The 26,568-nt window shown below is 76.9% G+C and carries 22 protein-coding genes; 10 read left to right on the top strand and 12 right to left on the bottom strand.

Annotated elements, in window-relative coordinates:
- Positions 1-43: 43 nt before the first annotated feature.
- Positions 44-4,624 (top strand): SCO7613 C-terminal domain-containing membrane protein, encoded by a 4,581-nt coding sequence (locus FB586_RS13330; protein WP_136519829.1) that lies wholly within the window; start codon positions 44-46, stop codon positions 4,622-4,624.
- A 15-nt stretch (positions 4,625-4,639) separates the two neighbouring features.
- Here the strand turns inward: FB586_RS13330 and dop are convergent, their stop codons facing one another.
- The 4 genes from dop to FB586_RS13310 all read right to left on the bottom strand — a co-directional run bounded on the left by dop (position 4,640) and on the right by FB586_RS13310 (position 10,478).
- A complete protein-coding gene (gene dop / locus FB586_RS13325) occupies positions 4,640-6,247 on the bottom strand; it encodes a depupylase/deamidase Dop (RefSeq protein ID WP_136519828.1) in 1,608 nt (535 codons plus the stop codon).
- 52 nt (positions 6,248-6,299) lie between these two features.
- Complete coding sequence (gene arc, locus FB586_RS13320) at positions 6,300-7,934, bottom strand: proteasome ATPase (protein ID WP_136519827.1); 1,635 nt, start codon at positions 7,932-7,934, stop codon at positions 6,300-6,302.
- 170 nt (positions 7,935-8,104) lie between these two features.
- Positions 8,105-9,199: a tRNA (adenine-N1)-methyltransferase gene (locus FB586_RS13315; protein WP_136519826.1), complete on the bottom strand. Its 1,095-nt coding sequence runs from the start codon at positions 9,197-9,199 to the stop codon at positions 8,105-8,107.
- A gap of 85 nt (positions 9,200-9,284) precedes the next feature.
- Positions 9,285-10,478 (bottom strand): site-2 protease family protein, encoded by a 1,194-nt coding sequence (locus FB586_RS13310; RefSeq protein WP_136519825.1) that lies wholly within the window; start codon positions 10,476-10,478, stop codon positions 9,285-9,287.
- A gap of 84 nt (positions 10,479-10,562) precedes the next feature.
- Between FB586_RS13310 and FB586_RS13305 the strand changes: the two genes are divergently transcribed.
- On the top strand, positions 10,563-11,498 hold the full coding sequence (locus FB586_RS13305; protein WP_136519824.1) for a RecB family exonuclease: 936 nt from the start codon (positions 10,563-10,565) through the stop codon (positions 11,496-11,498).
- A 34-nt stretch (positions 11,499-11,532) separates the two neighbouring features.
- Here FB586_RS13305 and FB586_RS13300 read toward each other — a convergent pair whose 3' ends face one another.
- The gene (locus FB586_RS13300; protein WP_136519823.1) at positions 11,533-12,171 is read right to left on the bottom strand and encodes an HAD family hydrolase; all 639 of its coding nucleotides are present in this window, start codon (positions 12,169-12,171) and stop codon (positions 11,533-11,535) included.
- Positions 12,172-12,443: 272 nt separating this feature from the next.
- Here FB586_RS13300 and FB586_RS13295 point away from each other — a divergent pair, with 272 nt between their 5' ends.
- The gene (locus FB586_RS13295) at positions 12,444-13,301 is read left to right on the top strand and encodes a PAC2 family protein (protein ID WP_136519822.1); all 858 of its coding nucleotides are present in this window, start codon (positions 12,444-12,446) and stop codon (positions 13,299-13,301) included.
- A 13-nt stretch (positions 13,302-13,314) separates the two neighbouring features.
- On the opposite strand, the gene mshC is transcribed toward FB586_RS13295, so the two are convergent.
- Together mshC and FB586_RS13285 are read right to left on the bottom strand one after the other, a co-directional pair.
- Positions 13,315-14,562 carry a cysteine--1-D-myo-inosityl 2-amino-2-deoxy-alpha-D-glucopyranoside ligase gene (mshC, locus tag FB586_RS13290; RefSeq protein ID WP_136519821.1) on the bottom strand — a complete coding sequence of 416 codons (1,248 nt, stop codon included), beginning with the start codon at positions 14,560-14,562 and terminating at the stop codon, positions 13,315-13,317.
- Positions 14,563-14,603: 41 nt separating this feature from the next.
- Complete coding sequence (locus tag FB586_RS13285) at positions 14,604-15,506, bottom strand: undecaprenyl-diphosphate phosphatase (protein WP_136519820.1); 903 nt, start codon at positions 15,504-15,506, stop codon at positions 14,604-14,606.
- Between the two features lie 135 nt (positions 15,507-15,641).
- Here FB586_RS13285 and FB586_RS13280 point away from each other — a divergent pair, with 135 nt between their 5' ends.
- Entirely contained in the window at positions 15,642-16,610 is a 969-nt protein-coding gene (locus FB586_RS13280) for an aldo/keto reductase (RefSeq protein ID WP_136519819.1), read from the top strand.
- Positions 16,611-16,617: 7 nt separating this feature from the next.
- On the opposite strand, the gene FB586_RS13275 is transcribed toward FB586_RS13280, so the two are convergent.
- On the bottom strand, positions 16,618-16,905 hold the full coding sequence (locus tag FB586_RS13275; RefSeq protein WP_136519818.1) for a primosomal protein: 288 nt from the start codon (positions 16,903-16,905) through the stop codon (positions 16,618-16,620).
- A 102-nt stretch (positions 16,906-17,007) separates the two neighbouring features.
- Here FB586_RS13275 and FB586_RS13270 point away from each other — a divergent pair, with 102 nt between their 5' ends.
- On the top strand, positions 17,008-17,256 hold the full coding sequence (locus tag FB586_RS13270; RefSeq protein ID WP_136519817.1) for a DUF5703 family protein: 249 nt from the start codon (positions 17,008-17,010) through the stop codon (positions 17,254-17,256).
- Between the two features lie 89 nt (positions 17,257-17,345).
- Here the strand turns inward: FB586_RS13270 and FB586_RS13265 are convergent, their stop codons facing one another.
- Genes FB586_RS13265 through ald form a run of 3 tightly spaced genes read right to left on the bottom strand, consistent with a single transcriptional unit; the run spans position 17,346 to position 21,915 of the window.
- Positions 17,346-18,674, bottom strand: coding sequence for a M20/M25/M40 family metallo-hydrolase (locus FB586_RS13265; RefSeq protein ID WP_136519816.1), 1,329 nt, complete (start codon positions 18,672-18,674; stop codon positions 17,346-17,348).
- A complete protein-coding gene (locus FB586_RS13260; protein ID WP_136519815.1) occupies positions 18,674-20,764 on the bottom strand; it encodes a M3 family metallopeptidase in 2,091 nt (696 codons plus the stop codon). Before FB586_RS13260 ends, FB586_RS13265 begins: the two co-directional genes overlap by 1 nt.
- Positions 20,761-21,915, bottom strand: a complete 1,155-nt coding sequence (gene ald, locus FB586_RS13255) for an alanine dehydrogenase (protein WP_136519814.1) — start codon at positions 21,913-21,915, stop codon at positions 20,761-20,763. Before ald ends, FB586_RS13260 begins: the two co-directional genes overlap by 4 nt.
- A 135-nt stretch (positions 21,916-22,050) precedes the next feature.
- Here ald and FB586_RS13250 point away from each other — a divergent pair, with 135 nt between their 5' ends.
- The 3 genes from FB586_RS13250 (at position 22,051) to FB586_RS13240 (ending at position 24,439) form a co-directional block, all read left to right on the top strand.
- Positions 22,051-22,854, top strand: coding sequence for a fructosamine kinase family protein (locus tag FB586_RS13250; RefSeq protein ID WP_136519813.1), 804 nt, complete (start codon positions 22,051-22,053; stop codon positions 22,852-22,854).
- A 112-nt stretch (positions 22,855-22,966) separates the two neighbouring features.
- Positions 22,967-23,614 carry an alpha/beta fold hydrolase gene (locus tag FB586_RS13245; protein WP_136519812.1) on the top strand — a complete coding sequence of 216 codons (648 nt, stop codon included), beginning with the start codon at positions 22,967-22,969 and terminating at the stop codon, positions 23,612-23,614.
- Between the two features lie 42 nt (positions 23,615-23,656).
- Positions 23,657-24,439 carry a metallophosphoesterase family protein gene (locus FB586_RS13240; RefSeq protein ID WP_281276676.1) on the top strand — a complete coding sequence of 261 codons (783 nt, stop codon included), beginning with the start codon at positions 23,657-23,659 and terminating at the stop codon, positions 24,437-24,439.
- A 22-nt stretch (positions 24,440-24,461) separates the two neighbouring features.
- Here FB586_RS13240 and FB586_RS13235 read toward each other — a convergent pair whose 3' ends face one another.
- Positions 24,462-25,268: an alpha/beta fold hydrolase gene (locus FB586_RS13235; RefSeq protein ID WP_246036756.1), complete on the bottom strand. Its 807-nt coding sequence runs from the start codon at positions 25,266-25,268 to the stop codon at positions 24,462-24,464.
- Between the two features lie 88 nt (positions 25,269-25,356).
- Between FB586_RS13235 and FB586_RS13230 the strand changes: the two genes are divergently transcribed.
- Positions 25,357-25,968, top strand: a complete 612-nt coding sequence (locus FB586_RS13230; RefSeq protein ID WP_136519810.1) for a ClpP family protease — start codon at positions 25,357-25,359, stop codon at positions 25,966-25,968.
- Positions 25,965-26,555, top strand: coding sequence for a ClpP family protease (locus tag FB586_RS13225; protein ID WP_136519809.1), 591 nt, complete (start codon positions 25,965-25,967; stop codon positions 26,553-26,555). The genes FB586_RS13230 and FB586_RS13225 overlap by 4 nt, the downstream gene beginning before the upstream one ends.
- Positions 26,556-26,568 lie beyond the last annotated feature (13 nt).

The following is a 26,568-nucleotide window of genomic DNA, read 5'->3' as shown; positions in this document are numbered from 1 at the left end:
CGGACCACGAGGTGGACGTCGCGGCGGTGGGAGCATCCGCGTCATGGCCCGTCCGGAACCGACCCCGCTCTACGACCGCGCCCTGCGGGCGCTGCTCGACCGCACCCGCTGCCCGGCGTGCACGGCCGCGCTGTCGGGGCCGCGGTGCGCGGCCTGCGGGCTGGACGTCACCGCGCCGGGGGCGGGCCTGCTGTGGGAGGACAGCGTCGCCGCGGCGGAGGCGCTGCGGCGGCGCGCGCAGCGCATCGCCGCCATGCGGGCGGCCGCGCGCTCGGCGGCACCGCGCGCGGCGGCACCGCGCCCCGCCGCGCCGTCGGTGCCGACCGCGCGCACCGCGACCGGGGCGGGGCCCGCCGCCCCGTACCCGGCCGACCCGTGGGCTGCGTCGCCCGGGCCGGCGGCGCCGGTCGCCCGCCCCGCGCCCCTGCCCCAGGTCGTCCTCGGCACCGGTCCCGCGCCGGCGCCGGGACCGGCGGCGGCGCCCACGCCGGAGCGCGCGCCGTGGCGGGTGCAGACGGTGCTCCAGGTCGTCGGGGCCGCGCTGCTCGTCGCCGCCTGCGTGACGTTCCTCGTCTTCGCGTGGGACGTCCTGACGCTCGGCGCCCGCGCCGCGGCGGTCGGGACGGTGACGCTCGTCGTCCTCGGCGTGGCCGCGCTCCTGCGCGCCCGCGGCCTGCCGCAGGGTGCCGAGGCCGTGGGTGCGCTCGGGGCGGCGCTCCTCCTCCTCGACGCGTGGGCGCTGCGTGCCACGGGTGCGGTCGTGGTCGGTACCGGTCCCGGCCAGGCGACGGTCTCGCTCGTCGCCTGCGCCGCCGTGCTCGCGACCTGGGGACGCGCCGCACGCCTGCGTGCGGGCACCGTGGCGGCGGCCGTGCTCCTGCCGGTCGTGCCCCTCGTCTGGCTCCCCAGGGCCGGGACGGTCGAGCACGCGGCCCTGCTGCTCGTCGCCTCCGCGACGCTCACGCTCGTGCGCGCCGCGGCCGGGCCCGGGCACAGGACGGAGCGCACGGTGCTCCGCGCCGCCGCCTGGGGGGCCGCCGTGCCGGCCGTCGTCCTGGCCGCCGGCGCCGGCGTCGTCCGGACCGCTCTCGGCGCGCCGGCGTGGTCCGCGGCCGTGGTCCTCCTCGCCGCGTGCGTGGTGCTCGTCCTGCAGGCGCGGGTGGAGGAGCGGGTGCTGCCTGCGGCCGGGAGCGGCGTCGAGCCCGCGCCGGCGGGCGGTCCGCACCCCGCGACGACTCCCGCCTGGTGGTCCGCGGCGGGTGTGACCGGCGCCGTCGGGGTCGCCACCGCCGGGGCCGCCGTGGCACGCGCCGCCGGGGCGGACGGCGCCGCGAGCTGGCACGTGGCCGCGCTCACCGCGCTCGTCGCCGGGCTCGTGCTGCACCGCGGCGCCCGCCTCGTGCCGCACCGCCTGCGCGCGTCGGTCGGGCTGGCGGCCGCGACCGCCGCCGCCGGGACCGCGGCCTGGGTCGTCCTGGCGGCGCTGGTCCGTCTGGGCGCGCCCACGGCGACGCGTCCGGTCCCCCTCGTCGCCGCCGTCACCGCCGTGGTGGCGCTGGCGGCGGCCGGCCTGCTGGCGGGCACCGTGGCGGCGCGACGTGACGGAGCCGGGGTTCGGGCGGCGGGTGCGGCACGCGCGACGGCGGCGGTGCTCGCGTCCGTCGCCGCGCCGCTGCTCGTCGTGGCCGACCGCCTCGGGGCGGCGCCGGCCGCGCGCAGCGCGGTGGCGGTGGCCGGCCTCGCCGCCGTCGTGGCGGCGTGGGTGCGGGTGCGCGCGGCGTCGCCGACGTGGCGCAGGCCGGCGAGCGTGGGGACGGTCGCCGCGGCGGCGACGGCCGTGCCGGCGGGTGCGTCCTCCCCGGCGGCGACCGCGGCCGCGCTCCTGCTCGCCGCGGCGGTGGCCCTGCACGCCCGGACCTGGAGCCGCCGGGCGTGGGCCGACGCCGCCTCCACCGGCACGGCCGGCGGCCTGGTCGCGGCGGCGGCGGTCGTGGGCGCGGTCGGCCTCGGCGTGAGCCCGAGCGCCGGTGCGGCCGTGGCGGCGGCGCTCACGACCGTCCCGCTGCTCGCCCGCGCGACGCGGCCGGCCGCCGGTGCCCTCGAGCGAAGCGCGGCGCTGGTCGTCGCCGCGGTCCTCGTCCTCACCGCGTGGGCCGCGACCGCGCTCGGGGACCCCGGCCCCGGCGCCTGGGGGCAGGTCGCCCCCTGCCTCGCGGCCGCCTCGGCGCTGGTGGTCGTCGCAGCGCTGCTCGGGGACGCCGCCGGTGCCGGTCGCGGCTGGGTCGGTGCGGGCGCCGGTGCGGCGGCACCGGTCGCGGCTCTCGCCGTGGCGACCGTGCACGACGTGCTCGGCCGACCGGCCCCGGGCGGTGCCGCGCTCGTGGTGGCCGGGGTCGGTGCGGCGTCGGTGCTCGCCTCCCACCTGCTCACGGAGCGCGGGGGACGCAGCGCGCGCGTCGCCGCCGAGGCGGCCGGGTGGCTCGTGGTCGCGTGCGCCGTGCCGGCCGCCGCGACGGCCGGCACCGGACCGGCCGTCGCGGTCCTGGCCGCGGCCGCCGCGACGGCGGGCGGGTGGGCCGTGCACCGGGACCGTCACCGGGCCTGGTGGGCGGCGTGGGCCCTCGGGACGGCGGCGTGGTGCGTCGCGCTGTCGTCCACCGCAGCGGTCCCCGTCGAGCCGTACGTCGTGCCGCCCGGGATCGTGCTCGTCGCGGTCGGCGCCGCGCGCCTGCGCCGGGCGTCGTCGGGAGCGGCGCCGCTGGTCGGCGGCGGCGCCGCGCTGGTCTCCCTCCCGGCCGCCGTGCTCCCCGCCGTCCTCCAGCTGGGCGACCGCTGGGTCGACCGGGCCGCGGTGACGGTCGTGCTCGGGACGGCCGTCCTCGTGGCCGCGGCGCTGATCGGCAGGCGGACGCCCGGCCCGGCCGACGACTCCCGCCGGACGGCCGCCGTGCTCACCGTCGTGGCGGCGCTGCTCGCCGCCCTCGGCCCCGCGCGCCGGGCCCTGGCTGCTGCGGCGGACGCGTCGGGCGCCGGGGGGACGGGCGGCCCGCCCGAGGTGTGGGCCGTCGTCGCCGCGGCACTGCTGGCGGGGACCGCGGTGGTCGCGCACCGCACGTGGCCGCCGCGCCGGCGCGCGCCCCTGCTGCGCGTCGGCCCGTGGGTCGTGCTGGCCGCGGCCGCGGTGCCGGTCCTGCTCGCGGTGGCCGTGGGCGCGGGCACCGCCGACGCCACGACCGCCCGTGTACGACTGGCCGTGCTGGGGCTCGTCGCGGTGACGCTCTGCGCCGTCGGCGCGGCGGACGAGCGCCGGATCGCACCGGCCGCGCCGGCCCCGGGGGTCGGGCCCGGTGCGCGCCTCGCCGACCTGGGGCTCGCCCTCGTGGCCTCGGTGGCGCTCGTGGCGCCGGTCGCACTGCCCGACGCGGTGGCGGACGCACCGGCCGTCGCCGTCGCCCTCCTGGCGGCGGCGACGTCGGTGCCGGCCGCGCGGCGCTCGAGCACCGCACCGGCCCCGTGGGTCGCCCTGGCCGTGCTCGCGCTCCTGCCGACGCCGGCCGTCCGGGACGGCGCCCTGCGCCCGGCCGCGTGGGTGCTGGTGGCGGCCCTGCTCCTCGTCCTCGCCCGGGCGGCCCGCGTCCGCGGTGACGCCGACGGCCCCGTCCCGGACGACGCCGCCCCGGACCACGCCGCCCCCGACCGCCCGGCGCGCCTCACGAGCCGCGTGTCCCGCGGCGCCCTCTCCCGGACGCTCGCCGCCGCCGCGGGGGCCCTCGTCCTGCTCGGTCCCTGGGTGTCGGCCGTCACGAGCGCGGCGGGCAGCGGCGTCGCCGGCACGCCGCCGGACGTCCGGGCGGTCGAGCTGCCCGCCGCCGCGGGGGCCGTCCTCGCGGGTGCGGCCTGGGCGTCCGTGCGCCCGCGGCGGGGACCGGGGCGCCGCTCGCCGAACGTCGGCTCCGCGGCGGCAGCGCCGAGGGTCGTCCCGAGCCCGCCCGCCCTGGCCGTGGTCCTCGTCGCGGTCCCCGTCCTGCTCGCCGTGGACGGCACCGCCGCAGGAGCCGCCCGCGCCGTGGCAGTCCTCGCCGCCGGCGCGGCGCTCGCGTGGGTGGACCGCACCCGGGGTGACGCCGTGACGGGCACCGCCGTGGCGGTCGTCGCCGGGGTGACCGCGGCGCTGCGGGACGGGCCGGAACCTGCCGACGTCCCGCTCGTCGCCGTGGGGCTCCTCACCGTGGCGCTCGGCGCGCGGTGGCTGACCCGCGACGAGCGCCGGGGGTCCTGGTCGGCCCTCGGTGCACCCGTCGCCGTGGCCCTGGGCGTGCCTGTCGTGACGCTCCTGGTCGCGCCGACACCGGCACGCTCCCTGACCGCCCTGGTCCTGGCCCTGGCCGCCACCGTCGTCGGCGCCGCCCGGCGCCTGCAGGCGCCGCTCCTCCTGGGCGCGGTCGCCGCGCTCACCACCGCTGCGGTGCTGCTCACCCCCGTGGCGTCGGGTGCGCTCGCACGCGTGGACGGCTGGGTGCTGCTCGGTGTCGGCGGTGCCGCGGTCCTCGGGCTCGGCCTCACCTACGAGCGGCGCGTACGGGAGGCCCGGGAGGCGGTGCGGGTGGTCGCGGCGATGCGCTGACGGGCGGTCGGCCCGTCACGCCCCCAGCGAGGCCAGCAGGCTCGCGGCGTCGGGGCTGCGGTCGAGCAGCTCGCCGACGTGCGCGCGGGTGCCGCGCAGCGGGTCGCGCATGGGGACCCGCTGGAGGGTGTCCGCACCGGCCACGTCGAACACGACCGAGTCCCAGCTGGCCGCGGAGATCTCCCCCGCGTACCGCGCGACCGCCTCGCCGCGGAAGTAGGCGCGGGTGTCGTGCGGCGGGTGCACGACCGCGTCCGCCGCCTCCTGCGGCGTCACGAGCAGCTCGACGGCGCCCGCGCTCACCAGCCGCTGGTACAGCCCGCGCTCGGGGCGCACGTCCGACCACTGCAGGTCCACGGCGGACAGCCGCGGGTGGTCCCAGTCGAGGTGGTCGCGCCGGCGCATGCCCTCGAGCAGGCGCAGCTTGGCCAGCCACTCCACCTCGCGGGCGCAGGACGCCGGGTCCGTGCCCAGCCGCTCCAGCAGCGACGCCCAGCGCCGCAGCACGTCCGCGGTCTGGTCGTCGCCGACGCCCCCGGTCGCGTCGAGAGCGGCCTGCACAGCGGCGAGGTACTCGGCCTGCACCTCGAGCGCGGTGAGCCGTCGGCCGTCCGCCAGCTCGAGGCGCTCGGAGAGCGTGAGGTCGTGGCTCACCGCGTGCACGGCGGAGACCGGGTCGCGCAGCGCGAGCGCGTCGACCGCCCGCACGACGTCGTTCGGGACCGCGCCGGCCTCCGCCTGCTCCACCAGCCACAGCACGAGCGACGTCGTGCCGAGGCGCACGTACGTCGCCACCTCGAGCATGGTCGCGTCGCCGATGATGACGTGCAGGCGCCGCCAGCGGGCCGGGTCGGCGTGCGGCTCGTCGCGCGTGTTGACGATCGGCCGGCGCAGGGTGGTCTCGAGGCCCACCTCGGCCTCCATGTAGTCGGCGCGCTGGGAGAGCTGGAATCCCGGGGTCTCCCCGCGCTGACCGATGCCGACCCGTCCGGCGCCGGTGTACACCTGCCGCGTCACGAGGAACGGCGTGATCCGTGCCGCCAGGTCGGCGAACGGCACGGCGCGGTCGACCAGGTAGTTCTCGTGGGTGCCGTAGGTCGCGCCCTTGCCGTCGACGTTGTTCTTGTAGAGGGCGACGTCCGGCAGGGCCGGGCTGGACGCCAGCGCCCGCACCGAGTGCAGCATGACGAGCTCCCCCGCCCGGTCCCACCGCACCGCGTCGAGCGGGTTCGTCACCTCGGGCGTCGAGTACTCCGGGTGCGCGTGGTCCACGTACAGGCGTGCACCGTTGGTGAGGATCACGTTCGCGGCGCCGGGGTCCTCGTACTCCTCCACGGTCGTGCGGGGCATCTCCTGCGGGCCGTCGCCCGAGGGCGCCGGCACGTCGGGCACGTCCGTGAGCAGCGACGGGTGCGCCGCGGCGCGCTGCAGGTGGAACCCGCGCGCGTCGTGCAGCGGGTCCTCGTCGTCGTAGTCCCACCGGGCCCGTGCGCGTCCGGCCTCGCGCGCCGCGGCGTGCACGGCGACGACGTGGCTGGACAGCAGCATCGGGTTGGCCATCGGCCGTCCCGGCTGCAGGACGCCGTACTCGGTCTCGATGCCCATCACGCGCCGCACGGTCACGCGACCACCCTAGGCGGACCGGCCGACGGGGGGCCGGTCCGCCCACGGACCGTCAGAGGTACTGGCCGGTGCTGGTGACGTTCTCGATCGTGCGGGACGTGTCGACGCCCTTCTTGCCCTGGACGATCGTGCGGATGAACACGATGCGCTCCCCCTTCTTGCCGGAGATGCGCGCCCAGTCGTCGGGGTTCGTCGTGTTCGGGAGGTCCTCGTTCTCCTTGAACTCGTCGACGCACGCGCTGAGCAGGTGGTCGACCCGGATGCCGCGCTGCCCGGTCGCGAGGAGGTCCTTGATGGCGGTCTTCTTCGCGCGGTCCACGACGTTCTGGATCATCGCGCCGGAGTTGAAGTCCTTGAAGTACAGGACCTCCTTGTCCCCGCTCGCGTACGTGACCTCCAGGAAGCGGTTCTCGTCGCTCTCGGAGTACATCCGCTCGACGACCCGCGCGATCATCGCCTCGACCGCCGCCGAGGCGGACCCGCCGTGCTCGGCCAGGTCGTCGGGGTGGATCGGCAGGTCCGCGGTGAGGTACTTCGCGAAGATCTCCCGCGCGCCCTCGGCGTCCGGGCGCTCGATCTTGATCTTCACGTCGAGGCGACCGGGGCGCAGGATCGCCGGGTCGATCATGTCCTCGCGGTTCGAGGCGCCGATGACGATGACGTTGTCGAGCCGCTCGACACCGTCGATCTCCGACAGCAGCTGCGGCACGATCGTCGTCTCGACGTCGCTGGAGACGCCGGTGCCGCGGGTGCGGAACAGCGACTCCATCTCGTCGAAGAACACCACGACCGGGTGCCCCTGCGACGCCTTCTCGCGAGCGCGGGCGAAGATGAGGCGGATGTGCCGCTCGGTCTCCCCCACGTACTTGTTGAGCAGCTCGGGGCCCTTGACGTTGAGGAAGAAGCTCCGGGCGTCGGCGACGTCCTCGCCGCGCGCGGCCGCCGCGGTGGCCGCCAGCGAGTGCGCGACGGCCTTCGCGATGAGCGTCTTCCCGCACCCGGGCGGGCCGTACAGCAGCACGCCCTTGGGCGGCTTCAGCCCGTGCTCCCGGAACAGGTCGGGGTGCAGGAACGGCAGCTCGACCGCGTCGCGGATCGCCTCGATCTGCGGCCCCAGGCCGCCGATGTCCCCGTAGTCGATGTCGGGGACCTCCTCGAGCACGAGGTCCTCGACCTCGGCGCGCGGGATGACCTCGAAGACGAAGCCGCTGCGCGAGTCGATCGTCAGGGCGTCCCCGACGCGGGCGTGCGCGTCGCGGACCTGCCCGGCGAACCGGACGACGCGCTCCTCGTCGCCGCGGCCCACCACGAGGGCACGGTCCTCGCCGAGCATCTCCTTGATCGTGACGAGCTCGCCGACCTGCTCGTACCCGCCGGCCTCGACGACCGTGAGCGCCTCGTTGAGCATGACCTCCTGGCCCGGGCGCAGCCGCTGGACGTCGAGCGTCGGGCTCGCGCCCACGTGCATCTTGCGGCCCGCCGAGATCACGTCGACGGTCCCGTCCTCGCGCGCCGACAGGAACGTCGCGTAGGTGCCGGGCGGCTTGGCGAGGTCGTCGACCTGGCGCTTGAGCTCGAGGATCTGCTCGCGCGCGGCGACGAGCGCCTCGCTCAGGCGTTCGTTCTTCGCGGCCAGCACCGCCAGCTCGCGGTGCAGGTCGTGTCCAGGGGCAGCCGGTTCGGTCATGGTGGTCGGCCCTCCGTTCCGCGTCGCGCTGCGTCCTTCCGGTCCGCGTGCACGCCGCTGTGCCTGCTGGTCCGACGACCCTAACCGCCGCTGTCAACCGTGGCGCCGCCCGGGCGGGGTGCGCGCACGCCGTCCCGGAGGGTGGGACGGCGGCGACCGCGGGCGTGGTGTCAGGTGTCCGTCGGGTCGTCCGGGACGACGTCCGTGGCGGCGCCGGACGCCTCCGCCGCGCTCGCGTCGGCGGCCAGGTCCTCGGGCGCGACGTGCAGGTCGCGGCGCACCCGGCGGACCTTCTTGTCGGACACCTCGCGCTCGCCGAGCGCCTCGGGCGACCAGAGCTCGGTGTCGGCCGCGGGGGCACCGTCGTCGGCGACCGGGTAGGAGCCCTTCGCCGGGCGGCGCTTGCGCTGCGGCGGCTCGACGCCGTCCGCGAGGCGGCGCGTGGTGAGCAGGAACCCGGTGTGCCCGATCATCCGGTGCTGCGGACGCACCGCCAGGCCCTCGAGGTGCCAGCCGCGGACCATCGACTCCCACGCCTCGGGCTCGGTGTAGCGCCCGTCGGCGCGCACGTCCTCGGCGAGCCGGGACAGCTGGGTCGTCGTCGCGACGTAGCAGACGAGCACGCCACCGGGCGCGAGGGCGACGGCGACGGCGTCGAGGTTCTCCCACGGCGCGAGCATGTCGAGCACGACGCGGTCGACGGTGCCCGGTGCCGCGAGCCCGGGCAGCATGTCCGCGAGGTCGCCGACCGTGAGCGTCCACGCCGGGTGCGGGCCGCCGAAGAACGCCTCGACGTTGCCCCGTGCGATCGCCGCGAAGTCCTCGCGCCGCTCGATCGACAGCACGCGCCCGCCGTCGCCGACGGCGCGCAGCAGCGACAGCGTGAGACCGCCGGAGCCGACCCCCGCCTCGACGACGGTGGCGCCCGGGTACACGTCGCCCATCGTGACGACCTGCCCCGCGTCCTTCGGGTAGACGACGGCCGCGCCGCGCGGCATCGACAGCACGTAGTCCGACAGCAGCGGGCGCAGCGCCAGGTACTCGACGCCCGACGTGTTGCGCACGACGACGCCCTCGGGGGCGCCGATGAGCTCGTCGTGGCGGAAGTAGCCCTTGTGGGTGTGGAACGTGCCGTCGGGCTGGAGCGTGATGGTGTGCAGCCGCCCCCGCGGGTCGGTGAGCTGGACGCGCTCGCCGACGCGGAACGGTCCGCGGCGCTGGTCGGCCCCGGTGGGTGCGGGCACGGGCGCGTCGTCGTGGGTCACGGGGGGCGAGTCTAGGTGGCCCGGCGCACGCGACCGCACCGGTGCGCGGCGGCGTCCGCCACGCGACGGCCGGCCGGTGGCTCCGTCAGGAGCGCAGCGCGGCCAGCACGTCGGCCGTGCGCACGAGCGCGACGACCTCGCCGTCCACGACGGCGGCGACCACGGGCGCGTGCTCGGTGGCCGCGCCGAGCGCCTGCAGGAACGGCTCGCCGACGAGGCTGCCGTCCACGACGGCACCGACGGGCAGCGGCGAGCACACGGCCCCCACGGTCGTGGCGTCGGCGAGCGCGTCCGGGACGCGGACGTCGGCCTCGTGGTCGACGTACGCCGCCGGGCGCCGGTCCGGTCCGACCACGACCACCTCCTGCGCCCCGGCGCGGCGCGCGGCGGCGCGCGCGTCCGCGAGCGAGGACTGCGCGCCCACGGCGACGGCGGGACGTCCGACCAGGCGCACGCTCAGCGCCTCCACGACGCGGCCGGTGCGGGCGCCGCGGATCGCGGCCGACGCGCCGGCCCACAGGAACGCCCCGAGCAGCGCCGACCAGCCGACCGACCAGAGGCTGGGCTCGCGGCCCTCCAGGAACGGCCGGGCCAGGGCGACGGCCGGCACCCCGACCGCGACGACGCGACCGACCCACCCCGCGACGACGGCACCCCGGTGCCGGTCGCCGGTCCCGGCCCAGACGGCCGCCTCGAGGACGCGACCGCCGTCCAGAGGCAGGCCCGGCACGAGGTTGAACGCGCCCACGAAGGCGTTCGTGGTGGCGCCCGCCAGCAGGAGCGCCGTGAGCACGGTGCCGTCGCCGCCCATGAGCACCTCGAGCACGCGTCCGTCCGCGTCGGCGAGCGCCGGCAGCAGGTGCCCGCCGGTGCTGACGTGGGCCGCGAGCAGGAAGCCGCCGGCGAGCACGAGGTTCGAGACGGGGCCGACGACGGCGACGAGGGCGGCGGTCGCCGCGGTGGGGGCGGCGGCGCCGAACGTCGTGTGCCCGCCCATGAGCGTGAGGACGAACGCCTGCGGCTGCTGCCCCCGGGCGCGGGCGACGAGCCCGTGCGCGAGCTCGTGCACGAGCACCGACGCGAACAGCAGCACCACCGACACGGCCGCGACGGCGTACGTGGCCGAGCGGGGCAGGCCCGTCAGGCCCTGCACCGCGGGGGCGTACAGGAACGTCAGGACGGCGACGGCGACGAGCCAGCTGGGCGCGAGGACGACCGGTGCGCCGGCGACGTGCCCGAGGACCCAGCCGGACGGGCGCGCGGGACGCGGGGTGCTCACGGCGTCAGCCTACGGTCGGGGCCCCGGGCGCCCGCGTGCAGCGGGCGGACGGGGCTGTCGGTGCCGGCGCCTACCCTCGTGCCCGTGGCCGTCGACACCGAGACCTCCCCCGCCCCCGCTCCCGCCGAGGCGGCCGCCGTCGACGTCCGGGCGGCCACCGACCCGCACGAGCCGGACGCCCGCCCGTCGGTCCCCGGGCTCTCGCCGTCGCGGGCGAACGACTTCCTGCAGTGCCCGCTGCTGTTCCGCTTCCGCGTCGTCGACCGGCTGCCGGAGCCGCCCTCGCTCGCCGCGGCGCGCGGCACGCTGGTGCACGCCGTGCTCGAGGCGCTGTTCGAGCTGCCGGCGGCCGAGCGCACGCCGGAGGTCGCGCACGCGCTGGTCCCGGTGCACTGGGAGGTGCTGACCGCGGAGTCCGAGGCGTACGCGTCGCTGACGTCGACCGACGAGGAGCGCGCCGAGCTCGTGGCCTCGGCCGAGCGCCTGCTCACGACGTACTTCACGCTCGAGGACCCGACCCGGCTGGAGCCGCGGGCCCGCGAGCTGCGCGTCGAGGTGGAGCTCGACGACGGTCCGCGCCTGCGCGGGGTGATCGACCGTGTCGACGTCGCGCCGAACGGCTGGGTGCGCGTCGTCGACTACAAGACGGGCCGCTCGCCCCGGCCGGGCTTCGAGAGCAGCGCGCTGTTCCAGATGCGCTTCTACGCCTACGTCGTGTGGCGCACGCGCGGGGTCCTGCCGAAGCGGCTGCAGCTCGCCTACCTCGGCGACGGCGTGGTGGTCGCGCACGAGCCGACCGAGCCGGAGATGCACACGCTCGAGTCGCGCGTGCGCTCGATCTGGAGCGGTATCGAGGAGACGGCGCGCACGGGCGACTGGCGCACGCGGCGCTCGCGGCTGTGCGACTGGTGCGCGTTCCGCGACCGGTGCCCCGAGTTCGGCGGCACGCCGCCGCCGGTGCCGGCCGGTGCCGTCGAGCGCTCGATCGGCGTCGTGCCGCTGGAGCAGGGCACGCCCTGACGCGCCGCGGCCTCGGGGCGTCGTCGAGGACCCGTCAGGGCGCGCGCAGGTCCAGCGTCTCCCCCGCGGCCACGCGGGACAGCACGCCCAGGTCGACGCGGTCCAGCGAGGCGGTCCGCGTCACGCCGGGCGGCGGCGAGATCGGGGCCACCGCCTGCACGGCGACGACCCGCGCGCCCGAGGCGACGGCCGACGCGATGCCCGACGGCGAGTCCTCGACGGCGACGGCCCGTGCCGGGTCGACGCCGAGCAGGCGCGCCGCGGTCAGGTAGGGCTCGGGGTCGGGCTTCGGGCGGCGCACGCGGTCCCCGGCGACGACGACGTCGAACACGCCCACGGCCGCCGCGAACGGCTCGGCGAGCACGCTGAACGACGACGTCACGAGCGCCTGCGGCACCCCCGCCTCACGCAGCGCCTCGACGAGCTCGCGCGCACCCGGCTGCCAGGGGATGCCGGCCGCGACTGCCGCGCCGACCGCGCTGTTGAGGGCGTGCGCGATCTCCTCGACCTCGAGCGCCACGCCGCGCGCCTGCAGCGCGGCCGCGCACACCGCCATGGAGCTGCCGACCATCCCGACGGCGTCCGCGTGCGTCCACACGCCCCCGTGCGCCTCGACCAGCTCGACCTCCGCGGCCATCCAGTGCGGCTCGGTGTCGATCAGGGTGCCGTCCATGTCCCACAGGACCGCCGCGGGCGCGGCGCCGGGCAGGGACGACGGGGCGGCGGGAGCGTGCTCGGTGCTGGTCAGCGGGGCCTCCGGGACGGCGCGGACGACGCGGCCGCGAGGGTGCGGCCGGGCGCGGGGACCCGCCCAGGCTAGCCGTCGGTCGGGGACCACCCGGCCCCGGGGTCTGCGCTGCCGCGAGACCCCGCCGAGCGGTGCCCGCGGGCCCCGCCCCGGGCGCCCGCCGCACCTCGTCGGGCAGCGCGCCCTAGGCTGGGCCGGTGACCGAACCGACCGGAGCCGACCTGCCGGCGCGCGAGACCGTGCTGCTGGCGGCCTTCGAGGGCTGGAACGACGCCGGTGGCGCCGCCACGGCCGCGCTGGAGCACCTGCACGACGTCTGGGACGCCGACCAGGTCGACGAGCTGGACCCCGAGGAGTACCACGACTTCCAGGTGAACAGGCCGGTCGTCGGGCCCGGCCCCGACGGCACGCGCGAGATCACCTGGCCCACCACGGCCGTCGCCGTCGCGTCGACGCCCCGCACGGGCCGCCGTGTCGTCCTCGTGCACGGCATCGAGCCGTCGATGCGCTGGCGCCGCTACTGCGGCGAGCTCCTCGACATCGCCGAGGGCCTCGGCGTGCGGACCATCGTCACGGTGGGCGCGCTGCTCGCGGACGTGCCGCACACGCGGCCGATCCCGGTAAACGCGACGAGCGAGGACCCCGAGGTCCGCGAGCTGCTCGGCCTGGAGCCGAACACGTACGAGGGTCCGACGGGCATCGTCGGCGTGCTGCAGCACGAGGCCGCCTCGCGCGGCCTGCAGGCGCTGTCGCTGTGGGCGGCGGTCCCCCACTACGTGGCCGCACCGCCGTCCCCGAAGGCCACGCTCGCGATCCTGCACCGCATCGAGTCGCTGCTCGGCGAGCCGGTCCCGCTGGCCGACCTGCCGGACGACGCGGTGGCCTGGCAGCACGGCGTCGACGAGCTGGCCGGCGACGACAGCGAGATCGGCGAGTACGTGCGCCAGCTCGAGGAGGCGAAGGACACCGCCGAGCTGCCCGAGGCGAGCGGCGAGGCGATCGCGCAGGAGTTCGAGCGCTACCTGCGGCGCCGGGACAAGGGCACCGGGGGCTGAGCCGCCGGCGGCCTCAGAGCCGCACGCCGAGCAGCGCGTCGACGGTCCGAGCCACGACGCCGGGGGCCCCCTCCTCGACGGGTCCGCCGCCCTCGAGCGCGTCCTGCGCCCACGCGTCGACGGCGGCCAGCGCCGTGGGCGTGTCCAGGTCGTCCGCGACCGCGGCACGCACGGCCGCGAGCACGGGGGCTGCGTCCGGGCCGCCGTTGCCCGACAGCGCCCGGCGCCACCGCGCGAGGCGCTCCTGGGCAGCGGCCAGGTCGGCCGACGTCCACTCCCAGTCGTCCCGGTAGCGGTGGGCGAGCACGGCCAGCCGCACCGCCATGGGGTCCACGCCCTCGGCGACGAGACGGGAGACCAGCACCAGGTTGCCCAGGGACTTGCTCATCTTCTGCCCCTGGAAGCCCACCATCCCGGTGTGCAGGTGCACGCGCGCGGCCGCGCCGCCGTCGAGGACCCGCAGGTGGGAGTCGCTGCACTCGTGGTGCGGGAAGACGAGGTCGGACCCGCCGCCCTGCACGTCGAACGGCACGCCGAGCCCGTCCGCCGCGATGACCGCGCACTCGATGTGCCAGCCGGGCCGTCCGCGGCCCAGCCCCGGCGCGTCCCAGGCGGGCTCGCCGGCGCGCTCGGCCCGCCACAGCAGCGGGTCGAGCGGGGACCGCTTGCCCGGCCGGTCGGGGTCGCCGCCGCGCTCGGCGCTCAGCGCCCGCATCGTCGCCTCGTCCAGCCCGGCGACGCTGCCGAACGCCGGGTCGACCGAGAGGTCCGCGTAGACGTCGTCACCCTCGGCCTCCGGCGTGGGCACGCGGTACGCCGCACCCGCCTCGAGCATGCGACGCACGCCGTCGGCGATCTGGGGCACCGTCTCCACGACCCCCCGGTACACGTCGGGGGGCACCACGCCGAGCGCGGTCATGTCGGAGCGGAACAGCGCGCTCTGGTCCTGCGCGAGCTCGCGCCAGTCGACGCCCGTGGCGGTCGCGCGCTCGAGCAGGGGGTCGTCGACGTCGGTCACGTTCGACGCGTAGGTCACCGACCGGCCGGAGTCGAGCCACGCGCGCACGAGAACGTCGAACGCGATGTAGGTCGCGGCGTGCCCGAGGTGGGTGGCGTCGTACGGCGTGATGCCGCAGACGTACAGGGTCGCCTCCGGGCCGGGTGCGGCCTCGACGAGACGTCCGCTCGACGTGTCCCGGACGAGGACCGGACCGCCCTCCCCGGGCAGCTGCGGGATCTGGGGGGCGGGCCAGGTGAGCACGCCGGAAGCCTAACCGGCGCCCGCCGGGCCCCGGCCGCGCGTCAGGCGTTGGCGGGCGCGCTCACGGGCTCGAGCACGCCGGTCAGCAGGAGCAGCACGACGACGAGCGCCAGGCCGATCCGGTAGTAGACGAACGGCGTGTAGCTGAACGTGGAGACGATCTTGAGGAACGCGATGATGACGACGTACCCGACGACGAACGCGACGAGCGTCGCGACGAACGTCACACCGAATCCGGGGGTGCCGGCCTGGCCGAAGTCCCCGACGCTCTTGGCCAGCTGGTAGAGCCCGGACCCGAACACCGCGGGGATCGCCAGCAGGAACGAGTACCGCGCCGCCGCCTCCCGGGTGTACCCCATGAGCAGGCCGCCCGTGATCGTGCCGCCCGACCGCGAGACGCCCGGCACGAGCGCGAGCGCCTGCCAGAAGCCGAACGCGAGCGCGTGCCGCGGCGTCAGCTCCTCCAGCGGGCGCTGCTTGGCGCCCCGACGGTCGGCCCAGCCGAGCAGCAGGGCGAACACGACGAGCGTGAGCGCCACGAGCCAGAGGTTGCGGAACGGCCGCTCGATCGCGTCCTGGAACGCCAGGCCGAGGACCACGATCGGCAGCGTGCCCAGCGTGATGAACCAGGCCATCAGGGCGTCGTGGTCGGCGGGCCGGCCCGCGGGCATGCCGAGGCGGGACCGCAGGTCCGTGCCGTACGCGCCGCGGACCGCCGCCCACCAGGCCAGCACGATGCGCTTGATGTCGCGGCGGAAGTACAGGAGGACGGCCGCCTCGGTGCCGAGCTGCGTGATCGCGGTGAAGGCGGCACCGGGGTCGCCCGCGCCGAGGAGCTCGCCGACGATCCGCAGGTGTGCGCTGGAGGAGACCGGGAGGAACTCGGTGAGCCCCTGGACCAGACCGAGGAGGATGCCGTCGCCCGTACCGATGCCCGTCGCCACGAGCGGCAACACTAGCGGCGGCCGGCAGGTGCGCCGGCCGCTCCGCCGCGCGCACCGAGCCCGCACGCGGCCGTCACGCGGCACGCACGACCGGGCGACGCGGCCCCCGGCGGCCCGCGGCTAGGGTGGCGCCCCATGGAGCACCGTCGGCTGGGCCGCACCGGGCTGCGCGTGTCCCGGCTCGGCCTCGGGACGATGACGTGGAGCCGCGACACGGACGACCACGAGGCGGCGGAGCAGCTGCGGGACTTCGTCGACGCCGGCGGCACGCTCGTCGACACGTCGGCGTCCTACGCGGACGGCGGCTCCGAGCAGCTGCTGGGTGCGCTCCTCGGTGACGTCGTCGACCGCGACGACGTCCTGCTGTGCACGAAGGCCGGCGTGCGGCGCACCTCGGCCGGCGCGACCGTCGACGCCTCGCGGGGCGCCCTGCTCGACTCGCTCGACGCCTCGCTGCGTCGCCTGCGGACCGACCGGGTCGACCTGTGGCTCGTCACGCCCGACCCGCGCACCCCGCTGGAGGAGACGGCGTCGGCGCTGCGGTACGCGGTCGCCACGGGCCGCGCCCGGTACGTGGGACTGTCCAACCACGCCGGGTGGCAGGTGGCGCGCGTCGGGACGCTGCTGGAGCCCGAGCCGGGCCTGGCCGCCGTCGAGGCCGAGTACTCGCTGCTGCAGCGGGGCGTCGAGCGGGAGGTGCTGCCGGCGTGCGAGTCGCTCGGCGCGGGGCTGCTGGCCTGGTCACCGCTCGGGCGCGGCGTCCTGACGGGCAAGTACCGCCGGACGATCCCGTCGGACTCCCGGGCGGCGTCCGCGCACCTGGCGGGCTTCGTGCAGCCGTACCTCACGGCCGACGCGTCGGGCGTGGTGGACGCGGTCGTCACCGCCGCGTCCGGCCTGGAGCGGGCGCCGCTGGAGGTGGCGCTCGCGTGGCTCGCAGGCCGGCCGGGTGTCGCGAGCGCGATCGTGGGCGCGCGGACGGCCGTGCAGCTGCGCGCCGCGCTGACGGCCGAGGACCTCGAGCTGCCGGTCGAGATCGTCTCGGCGCTCGACGAGATCACCGCCCCTGCGGTGGGCTACCCCGAGCGGCCCGGGGTCCGCTGAGCCGCCCTCAGGCGTCCGCGTCCGCGAGCTCGTCGTCGTCGAGGTCGACGTCCGACTCGTCGTCGAGGTCGTCCTCGTCGAGGTCGTCGTCGTCCTCCTCGGCCAGGTAGAACGGGGTCGCCTCGCCGTGCACGGTGCCGAGCGCGTCGTCGTAGACCTCGAAGGCGTCGGCGAGCACGTCGTACGCGTCGTCGACGGCCGGGTCGTCGTCCCCGTGCTTGGAGACGACGGCGGTGTAGTGCGCCTCCAGGGCGGCCACCAGACGGTCGAGAGCGGCTCGCGGGTCCACGGTCATGCGACGACCGTAGCGCCGCGCGAGGCACAATGGCAGCGGACCACGGTCCCGCGCTGCGGGCGGGGTCCCGACGGGGAGGACGACACGGACGGGGTGAGGCGTATGGCGCAGCGGCGCGCACCGGCTGGGCGCAAGGACTGGGTGACCCAGGGCGGTCAGTGGGAGTACCGGGTCCTGACGATCCCGCGGACGACGTCCACCGGCGACGCCCGACGCCTGCTCACCGACGAGGCCGAGTACGGCCGGTGGGAGCTCGCGCGCACCCGCCTGTACGCCGGCGGGGAGCGCCGCGTGTGGCTGCGGCGCAAGATCATCCGCGTGCGGTCCACGCTCGCGTCCTCGGCGGGCTGACCGCCGCACCGCACGCCGCACCGCACGAGTGCTCCGCACCCGCCGATCGGCGGGTGCGGGGCATTCGTGCGTGCTGCGGGCGACCGGCGTCAGCAGGTCGCGAGCAGCCGGTCCAGCACCCGCGTGCCGAACCGCAGCGCGTCGACGGGCACGCGCTCGTCGACGCCGTGGAACATGCCGGCGAAGTCGAGGTCCGCCGGCAGGCGCAGCGGCGCGAACCCGTAGCCGGTGATGCCCAGACGGGACAGCGACTTGTTGTCCGTGCCGCCGGAGAGCATGTACGGCAGCACGTGCGCCTCGGGGTCCTCAGCGGTGACGGCCGCGACCATCGCGTCGACGAGGTCGCCCTCGAACGGCACCTCGAGCCCCGTGTCCCGCACGATGTCCTCCACGCGCACGTGCGGCCCGGCCAGCGCGGCGACCTGGGCGTCGAACTCCTCCGACCGCCCGGGCAGGAAGCGGCCGTCGATCGCGGCCGTCGCGGCGCCGGGCACCACGTTCTCCTTGTAGCCGGCGGCCAGCCGGGTGGGGTTCGTGCTGTGCCGCAGCGTCGCGCCGACGAACCGGCTCGCCGGCCCCAGCGCGTCGACGAGCGCGTCCAGCGACGCGGGGTCCTCCGGGTCGAAGCGCAGGCCCGTGAGGTCGGCGACGCCCTCGAGCAGCGCCCGCACCGTCGGCGTGAGCTGCACGGGCCACGGGTGCCGGCCGATCCGGGCGACCGCCTCGGCGAGGTGCACCACCGCGTTGTCGGTGTGCACCTGGCTGCCGTGCCCGGCGCGTCCGGAGGCGACCAGGCGCAACCAGCCCAGCCCCTTCTCCGCGGTCTGCAGCAGGTAGACGCGCTGCCCGGCGACGTCCACGGAGAACCCGCCGACCTCGCTGATCGCCTCGGTGGCACCGGCGAACAGCTCCGGCCGGTGGTCGACGGCCCAGCCGGCGCCCAGGCGGCCGCCGGCCTCCTCGTCGGCGAACATCGCGACGACCAGGTCGCGCGCGGGGCGGCGTCCCTCGCGGACCATCTGGCGGACGACCGCCAGGATCATCGCGTCCATGTCCTTCATGTCCACGGCGCCGCGGCCCCACACGAGGCCGTCGCGGACCTCGGCCGCGAACGGGTCGACGCTCCAGTCGGGCGCGTGCGCGGGGACGACGTCGAGGTGCCCGTGCAGGACCAGGGCCGGCCGGCTGCTGTCGGCGCCCTCGACGCGGACGACGACGCTCGCGCGCCCCGGCTCGCTCTCGAACAGCTCGGGCTCGAGGCCGACGTCCTGCAGCAGCCCGACGACGTACTCGGCCGCGGCGCGCTCCCCCGGTCCGGTGCCGTCGCCCGGGTTGGACGTGTCGAAGCGGATGAGGTCGCGGCAGAGGTCGACGACCTCGTCCTGCGCCGTGGGCACGGCCGGCGTCGCGTCGGTCATCACGCGTCCGCCCGGTCGAGCCCGCGGCGGACGAGCAGCGGCGTGATCTCCGGGTCGCGCCCGCGCAGGTCGCGGAAGGCCTGCAGCGGGTCGACCGAGCCGCCCCGCCCGAGCAGACGCGCGCGGAAGGTGTCCCCGTTCTCGCGGCGCAGGCCGCCGTTCTCGGCGAACCACTCGACGGTGTCGGCGTCGAGGACCTCCGACCAGATGTAGGCGTAGTAGCCCGCGGAGTAGCCGCTGCCGAACACGTGGTTGAAGTACGACGTGCGGTAGCGCGGCGGGACGGGGGCGAACGCGACGCCCGCGGCCTCCAGCGCCGCGGCCTCGAACGCCTCGACCTGCGCCGGGTCGGTCGGCACCTCCTCGGGCGTGAGGCGGTACCAGGCCTGGTCGAGCAGCGCGGCCGCCAGGTACTCGGTGGTGGCGAAGCCCTCGCCGTCCTGCCGGGCGTCGAGCAGCGTGCGGACCCACTCGGCCGGCATCGGCTCGCCCGTCTCGTGGTGCACGGCGTACTGCGCGAGGACCTCCGGGTCCCACGCCCACATCTCGTTCACCTGCGACGGGTACTCGACGAAGTCGCGCGGCACGTTCGTGCCGGCCTGCGACGGGTAGCGCACCCGGGCGAGCAGGCCGTGCAGCGCGTGGCCGAACTCGTGGAAGAGCGTGACGACCTCGTCCCACGTGAGCAGCGTGGGCTGGCCCGCGGGCGGCTTGGGCACGTTGAGGTTGTTCACGACCACCGGCAGCTCGCCGCGCAGGTCGGACTGGTCGACGAGCGTGTTCATCCACGCGCCGCCCCGCTTCGACGGGCGCGTCCAGAAGTCCCCGAGGAACAGGCCCATGCCGGAGCCGTCCGCGTCGAACACCTCGAACACGCGCACGTCCGGGTGGTAGCCGACGAGGTCGTGGCGCTCGGCGAACGTGAGCCCGTACAGGCGGTTCGCCGCGAAGAACACGCCCTCGGTGAGCACGCGGTCCAGCTCGAGGTACGGGCGCAGCGCCGACTCGTCGAGCTGGCGCTTGTCCTGGCGGACCCGCTCGGCGTAGTACGACCAGTCCCAGGCCTCGAGGGTCGCGCCGGGGTGGTCGGCCTGCAGGGCGGCCTCGAGCTCGGCGGCCTCGGCGCGGGCGTTGGCGACCGCGGCGGGCGCGAGCCGCGTGAGCATGTCGGCGACGGCCTGGGCGGAGCCGGCGGTCGCGTCCTCGGCGACGTAGGCGGCGTGGTGCTCGTACCCGAGCAGGCGGGCGCGCTCGGCGCGCAGCCGGACGAGCGCGAGCAGCGTCTCGCGGGTGTCGTTCTCGTCGCCCGTCGCGCCACGCGTCACGGACGCGCGGTGGACCCGCTCGCGCAGGCCGCGGTCGCGCAGCGTCGCGAGCACGGACTGCTGCGTGGGCAGCTGGAGCTCGATCAGCCACGCGCCCTCGTGGCCGCGCTGGGCCGCGGCCTGTGCGGCGGCGTCGCGGGCGTCCTGGGGCATGCCGTCGAGCTCCGCCTCGTCCGTGACGAGCACCGCGGCGGCGTTGGCCCCCGCGAGGAGCTTGCGGCCGAACGCGGCGTCGAGGCTCGTGATCTCCGCGTTGATCGCGCGCAGCCGCTCCTGGTCGGCCTCGGGCAGGCCCACGCCGGCGCGGGCGAAGGCGCGCCGGGTGCGGTGCAGCAGCCACGCCGTGTCCGGCGCGAGCTCGGTGCCCTCGAGCGACGCGGCGAGCGCCTCGACACGCGCGTGCAGGCGGGCGTCCAGCCAGATCGCGTCCTGGTGTGCGGCGTACAGGGGCGCGAGCTCCTCCTCGATCGCCTGCAGCCCCGGCGTCGAGTCGGAACCCGCCTGGTTGTAGAAGGCGGAGGCGACGCGGTGCAGCAGGTGGCCGGAGCGCTCGAGCGGGACGAGCGTGTTCTCGATCGTGGGCTCGGCCGGGTCGGCGGCGACCGCCTCCACCTCGCGCCGCTGCTCGGCCATGCCGGCGAGCAGCGCGGGGAGGTAGTGCTCCTCGCGCACCTCGCGGAAGTCCGGCAGCCCGTACGGCAGCTGCGAGGGACGGGCGAACGGGTTGGTCGGGTCGAGGGCGGTCGCGTCGGCGGCGGAGGTCATGCGCCCATCGTCACAGATGCCGGGCGGGGGGCGTGCGCACCGAGCACCGTGGCGAGCGGCGTCGCGGGCAGCGCGTGGGCGTCGGCGACGGCGCTGCTGAGCAGCGCGCCCGCGTGCGTCGTCAGGCCGGCCGCGAGCGCCGGGTCGTCCGAGACCGCCGCCCTCCAGCCCCGGTCCGCGAGCGCGGCCAGGTACGGCAGGGTGACGGCCGTCAGGGCGCGCGTCGAGGTGACGGGGACGGCGCCGGGCATGTTGGCGACGCAGTAGAAGACGGACCCGTGCACCCGGTACGTCGGGTCGTCGTGCGTCGTGGGGTGCGTGCCCTCGAAGCAGCCGCCCTGGTCGACGGCGACGTCGACGAGCACCGAGCCGGGGCGCATGGCGGCGACGAGGTCGTCGCTCACGAGCCGCGGCGCGCGCGCACCGGGCAGCAGGACGGCACCGACGACGAGGTCGGCGGTGAGCAGCTCCTGCTCCACGGCCCACGCCGAGGACGCGAGCGTGCGGACGCGCCCGCCGAAGCGGGCGTCGAGCTCGCGCAGGCGCGGCACCGACAGGTCGAGGACCGTGACGTCGGCGCGCATGCCCACGGCGATCTCGGTCGCGTGCGTGCCGACCGTCCCGCCGCCGAGGACCACGACCTTCGCGGGGGCGGTGCCCGGGACGCCGCCGAGCAGGACGCCCCGCCCGCCGCCCTCACCGGCCATGAGGTGGTAGGCGCCGACCTGCGTCGCGAGCCGACCGGCGACCTCGCTCATGGGGGCGAGCAGCGGCAGCGTGCCGTCGGGCGCCTGGACGGTCTCGTACGCGACGGCGGTCGTGCCGGCCGCGAGGAGGGCGTCCGTGGCGGGCCGGTCGGCGGCCAGGTGCAGGTAGGTGAACAGGACGAGGTCGTCGCGCAGGTACCCGTACTCGGCGGGCACGGGCTCCTTGACCTTGCAGACGAGCGGGGCCGACCACGCCTCGGCGGCGGTCGCGACGACACGTGCGCCGGCCCGCTCGTAGTCGGCGTCGGGCAGGTGCGAGCCGGCACCGGCGCCGGTCTCGACGAGCACCTCGTGCCCGGCCCGCACGAGCCGGTCGACGCCGGCGGGGGTCACCGCCACGCGGTGCTCGCGGTTCTTCGTCTCCCGGGGGACGCCGATCTGCATGGCGGGTCTCCTCCTTGTGCGGGCGCGGGTGGCGCGGCAGTGCGGCGTCGGGGGTGTGACGCCGCTCACCCCAGTCTGCCGGTGCCGTGCGCCCCGCGGGGGCCGACGGCGCGCACCGCGCCTACCGTGGCGGCCATGACCCGGACGTCCCGCCCCGGCGAGCCCTCCCCCGCGGTGCACCGCAAGGCGCGGGCGGACGCCCCGGCCGGCTTCTTCGCGTGCGAGGCCGCGGGCCTGGAGTGGCTGCGCGTCCCGGGCGGGGCCCGGGTCGTCGAGGTGCTCGACGTGGCGGACGACCACCTCGACCTGGTGCGGCTGGGGTCGGTGCGGCCGGACCCGGCCGCCGCGCGGGCGTTCGGCGCCGCCCTCGCCCGGACGCACGACGCGGGGGCGGCGGCCTTCGGTGCACCACCGCGCGGATGGTCCGGGGACGGCTTCTTCGGCCCGCTCGACGCCCCGCTGCCGATGCCGTGGGGTGCGCACACGTCCTGGGGCGCCTTCCTCGCGGAGTGCCGGCTGGAGCCGGCGGCGTCGGCGCTGCGCGCGGCGGGACGCACCGCACCGCAGGACGACGCCGCGTTCGCGCGCCTCGCGGAGCGGCTGCGCGCCGGCGCGTGGGACGACGACGACCCGCCGGCGCGGCTGCACGGGGACCTGTGGTCCGGCAACCTCGTCTGGACGCCCGACGGCGTGACGCTCATCGACCCCGCGGCGCACGGCGGCCACCGCGAGACGGACCTGGCGATGCTCGCACTGTTCGGGCTGCCCCACCTGGACGAGGTGCTCGCCGGCTACCAGGAGGTGCATCCGCTGACCCGCGGGTGGCGCCACCGCGTGACCCTGCACCAGCTGTACCCGCTCGCGGTGCACGCGCTGCTCTTCGGCGGCGGGTACGTGCCGCAGACCCTCGCCCTCGTGCACCGGTGGGCGGGCACCTGAGGGACCCGACGCTCAGGGAGGGCTCAGGAGCGCGGGCTAGCCTCGACGGGTCCCCGGACGACGCCCCCGGTCGTCCGGGGCGCAGACCCAGGAGGTCCCCATCCGCCCCATCGTGCTCGTCCACGGCACCCGTACGTCCTCGGCGATCTGGCAGGCCCAGGTCGCCGCGCTGCGCCAGGGCGGCCACACCGCCCACGCGATCGACCTGCCCGGCCACGGCGCGCGCAGCGGGGAGCGGTTCACCCTCGAGGGCGCGCTCGCGGCGATCGACGACGCGGTCAGCGCGTGCACCGTGCCGCCGCTGCTGGTCGGCCTCTCCCTCGGCGGGTACGCCTCGCTCGCGTACGCCGGGCGGCACGAGGGCAAGCTCGCGGGCGTCGTCCTCGCCGGCTGCTCGACGGAGATCAAGGGCAAGCCGCTGGGCCTGTACCGGCACGCGTCGACGCACGTGACCCGGTGGCTCGGGCTGGGGCAGGGCACGTGGCACGTCGTGGCCGACATGCTCGCCGCGCTGGCGGGCTACTCGCCGCTGCGGGACCTGCGCCGCCTCCTCGTGCCGGTGTGGGTGGTCAACGGCCGGCGCGACCCGCTGCGCCTCGACGAGCGGCGGTACCTGCGCGCGCTGCCCGGCGTCCGCCTCACCGTGGTGCCGCGCGCCGGTCACGACGTCAACAGCCACGCCCCGGCCGCCTTCAACCGCGTCCTGCTCGACGCGCTGCACGAGCTCGCGTCCCGCGTCCCCACCCCGGTCCCCGCCTGACCGGCCCCTCCTCACCCCGCGGCGGATAGGGTCGCGGCGGGCGTGGAGAGGAGCGTGCCGGTGGAGCGGATCGCGGTGCTGTCGGACGTGCACGGCAACATGACGGCGTTCGACACGGTGCTGCGCGACATCGACGCACGCGGCATCGGCACGGTGCTCAACCTGGGCGACGTCGTCGGCAAGGGACCCCGGGGCTCCGCCGCCGTCGCGCGCAGCCGCGAGCGCTGCGCGGTGACGGTGCGGGGCAACTGGGACGACTTCCTGCCCCACCCCGACACGGTCCGCGACGAGGCGCTGACGTGGTGGCACGACGAGCTGACGGCCGAGGACAGGGCGTGGCTGCGGGGCCTGCCGCTCGTGCACCACCTGGACCTCAGCGGTCGGCGCATCCGGCTCCTGCACGCCTCGGCGCGCTCGGTGCACGTGCGCGTGCACTTCCACCACACCGTCGAGGAGTTCGACGGCGCGTTCGCCACGACCGAGCTGACCGGCGACGGGCCGGCGCCGCAGATGGTCGGGTACGGCGACGTGCACGACACGTACGTCGAGACGCAGGACGGGCGCACCCTGTTCAACGTGGGCAGCGTCGGCAACCCCCTCGACGAGCCGACGGCGTCGTACGTGGTGCTCGAGGGCGAGCCGGGCGGGGACCGGTCGGCGCCGTTCGCGCTGCAGGTGGTGCGCGTGCCCTACGACGTGGAGGCGGAGATCGCCGTCGCGCGCGACCTGCGCATGCCGCAGCGCGAGGCGTACGCCGTGGAGCTGCGCACCGCCGTGTACCGCGGCCTGCACGCCGAGCGGGGACTGCGCGCGGACGACGTCTGAGGGACGAGGCGGCCGCCGCTGCTCAGCGGTCCGCGGCGCCCAGGAACGTGCGCAGCGCCGAGACGAAGGCCTCGGGCTGCTCGGAGTGCACCCAGTGCCCCGCACCCTTGAGCGTCACGAGGGTCGTGCGCGGGAACAGCCGGCGCATCGCAGGGCCGTGCTCGGGCCGCACGTAGTCGGACCGGTCCCCCGCGACCCACAGCACCGGGTGGTCGAAGACGGCGTCGCCCGTGTCGGGGAACCCGCCGATCGTCGCCAGCTCGCGGCGCAGCAGGTCGAGGTTGGCCTGCCACCGGAAGCCCGCGCCGTCGGCGCGCAGGTTCTGCAGCAGGAAGCCCCGCACGCGCGGGTCGTCCACGCGCTCCGCGAGCCGCTCGTCCGCCTCGGCGCGGCGGGTCAGCGTGGCCAGGTCGAGCGCGGCGAGGCTGTCGAGCAGGTGGGCGAACTCCCCCAGGGAACCGCCCGACGCGGGGGCGATGTCCGCGACGACGAGCCGGTCCACCAGCTCGGGGTGGCGCAGCGCCAGCAGCATCGCGACCTTGCCGCCCATCGAGTGGCCGACGACGTGCACGGGGCCGTCGGCGGCGAACCCCTCGCGCAGGTGGGCCGCGACCAGGTCCGCCGTCTCGCCGTAGTCGAACCGCTCGGTCCAGGCCGAGCGGCCGTGGTTCGGCAGGTCGACCAGCAGCGACCGGTACGCCGGCACGAGCGCCTTGGCGACCTGCGTGAAGTTGCGCCCCTGCCCGAAGAGCCCGTGCAGGAACACGACCGGCGCCCCGGCGTCCCCGACGGTGGTCGTGCTGACGGTGCCGGACGCGGTGCTGCTCACGGGCACCGAGCCTAGGCGCTGCCGAGGGCGGATCCGCCGTCGGCAGCGCGGTCCGCGAACCCGCGCCCCACAGGCGCAGGGTGGGGGCATGAGCACCTCCACCGCCACCCGCCCCTACGACGACGAGCTGCTCGCGCGGCTCGCGTACGAGCGCATCGTCGTCCTGAGCACCGCGCTCGACGAGCACAACGGCCACCGCATCGCGGCCCAGCTGCTCCTGCTGTCCGCCGAGGACCCCCGCACCGACGTCACGCTGTGGATCAGCTCGCCGGGCGGCTCGGTGCCGGCGATGCTCGCGATCCACGACGTCATGCGCCTGATCCCGAACGACGTGCGCACGGTCGCGGCGGGCATGGCCGCCAGCGCCGGGCAGTTCCTGCTGTCGGCCGGCACGCCGGGCAAGCGGTTCGCGCTGCCGCACGCACGCGTCCTGCTGCACCAGGGGTCGGCCGGCATCGGCGGGTCCGCCGTCGACGTCGAGCTGCAGGCCGACGACCTGCGGGCCACCCGCGACACGGTGCTCGGCCTCGTCGCGCAGCACACGGGCCAGCCGGTCGAGCGGATCCGCGAGGACTCGCTGCGGGACCGCTGGTTCAGCGCCCAGGAGGCGCTGGACTACGGGTTCGTCGACGCGGTCGTCGGCTCGCTCGCCGACGTCCGTCCCGCGGCGGTCGCACCGCGCGTGGGGGTGCGGCCGTGAGCACCTACACGATCCCCTACGTGACCGAGCGCCGCGCCGGCGTGGAGCGCACCTCGGACGTGTTCAGCCGGCTGCTGTCCGAGCGCATCGTCTACCTCGGCACCGAGATCGACGACGGCGTCGCGAACGTCCTCGTCGCGCAGCTGCTGCACCTGGAGTCGGAGAGCGAGCTGCCGATCCAGCTGTACGTCAACTCCCCCGGGGGGTCGCCGTCGGCGATGCTCGCGGTCTACGACGCGATGCAGTACGTGCGGGCGCCGGTCGCCACCACGTGCGTCGGGCAGGCGGCCGGTCCGGCGGCGGTGCTGCTCGCCGGGGGCGCCCCGGGGCGGCGCGCGATCCTCGCGCACGGGCGCGTGGTGCTGCACCAGCCCTCGACCCGCGGGCAGGGCACCATCCCGGACCTGATCCTCGCGGCGGACGAGGTCGTGCGCGTGCGCGGCCAGCTCGAGGAGGTGCTGTCGCGGCACACCGGCAGGGACGTCGCGACGCTGCGCCGCGACACCGACCGGGACCGCGTCCTCACCGCGGAGCAGGCCGTGGCGTACGGGCTGGTGGACGAGGTGCTGGCGACCCGTCCGCGCTGACCGGGCCGCGGCG

The sequence above is a fragment of the Cellulomonas telluris genome (genome assembly GCF_004886325.1).
In the GTDB taxonomy this organism is placed as follows: domain Bacteria; phylum Actinomycetota; class Actinomycetes; order Actinomycetales; family Cellulomonadaceae; genus Cellulomonas; species Cellulomonas telluris.
This window is presented reverse-complemented; position numbering and strand designations above follow the sequence as displayed.

What these genes read in the sequence shown, in the direction of transcription:
- FB586_RS13330 (WP_136519829.1), top strand. Translation starts at nt 44, where the DNA reads ATGGCCCGTCCGGAACCGACCCCGCTCTACGACCGCGCCCTGCGGGCG.
- arc (WP_136519827.1), bottom strand. Translation starts at nt 7,934, where the DNA reads ATGACCGAACCGGCTGCCCCTGGACACGACCTGCACCGCGAGCTGGCG.
- FB586_RS13300 (WP_136519823.1), bottom strand. Translation starts at nt 12,171, where the DNA reads ATGGACGGCACCCTGATCGACACCGAGCCGCACTGGATGGCCGCGGAG.
- FB586_RS13280 (WP_136519819.1), top strand. Translation starts at nt 15,642, where the DNA reads ATGGAGCACCGTCGGCTGGGCCGCACCGGGCTGCGCGTGTCCCGGCTC.
- FB586_RS13275 (WP_136519818.1), bottom strand. Translation starts at nt 16,905, where the DNA reads ATGACCGTGGACCCGCGAGCCGCTCTCGACCGTCTGGTGGCCGCCCTG.
- FB586_RS13270 (WP_136519817.1), top strand. Translation starts at nt 17,008, where the DNA reads ATGGCGCAGCGGCGCGCACCGGCTGGGCGCAAGGACTGGGTGACCCAG.
- FB586_RS13265 (WP_136519816.1), bottom strand. Translation starts at nt 18,674, where the DNA reads ATGACCGACGCGACGCCGGCCGTGCCCACGGCGCAGGACGAGGTCGTC.
- FB586_RS13260 (WP_136519815.1), bottom strand. Translation starts at nt 20,764, where the DNA reads ATGACCTCCGCCGCCGACGCGACCGCCCTCGACCCGACCAACCCGTTC.
- ald (WP_136519814.1), bottom strand. Translation starts at nt 21,915, where the DNA reads ATGCAGATCGGCGTCCCCCGGGAGACGAAGAACCGCGAGCACCGCGTG.
- FB586_RS13250 (WP_136519813.1), top strand. Translation starts at nt 22,051, where the DNA reads ATGACCCGGACGTCCCGCCCCGGCGAGCCCTCCCCCGCGGTGCACCGC.
- FB586_RS13230 (WP_136519810.1), top strand. Translation starts at nt 25,357, where the DNA reads ATGAGCACCTCCACCGCCACCCGCCCCTACGACGACGAGCTGCTCGCG.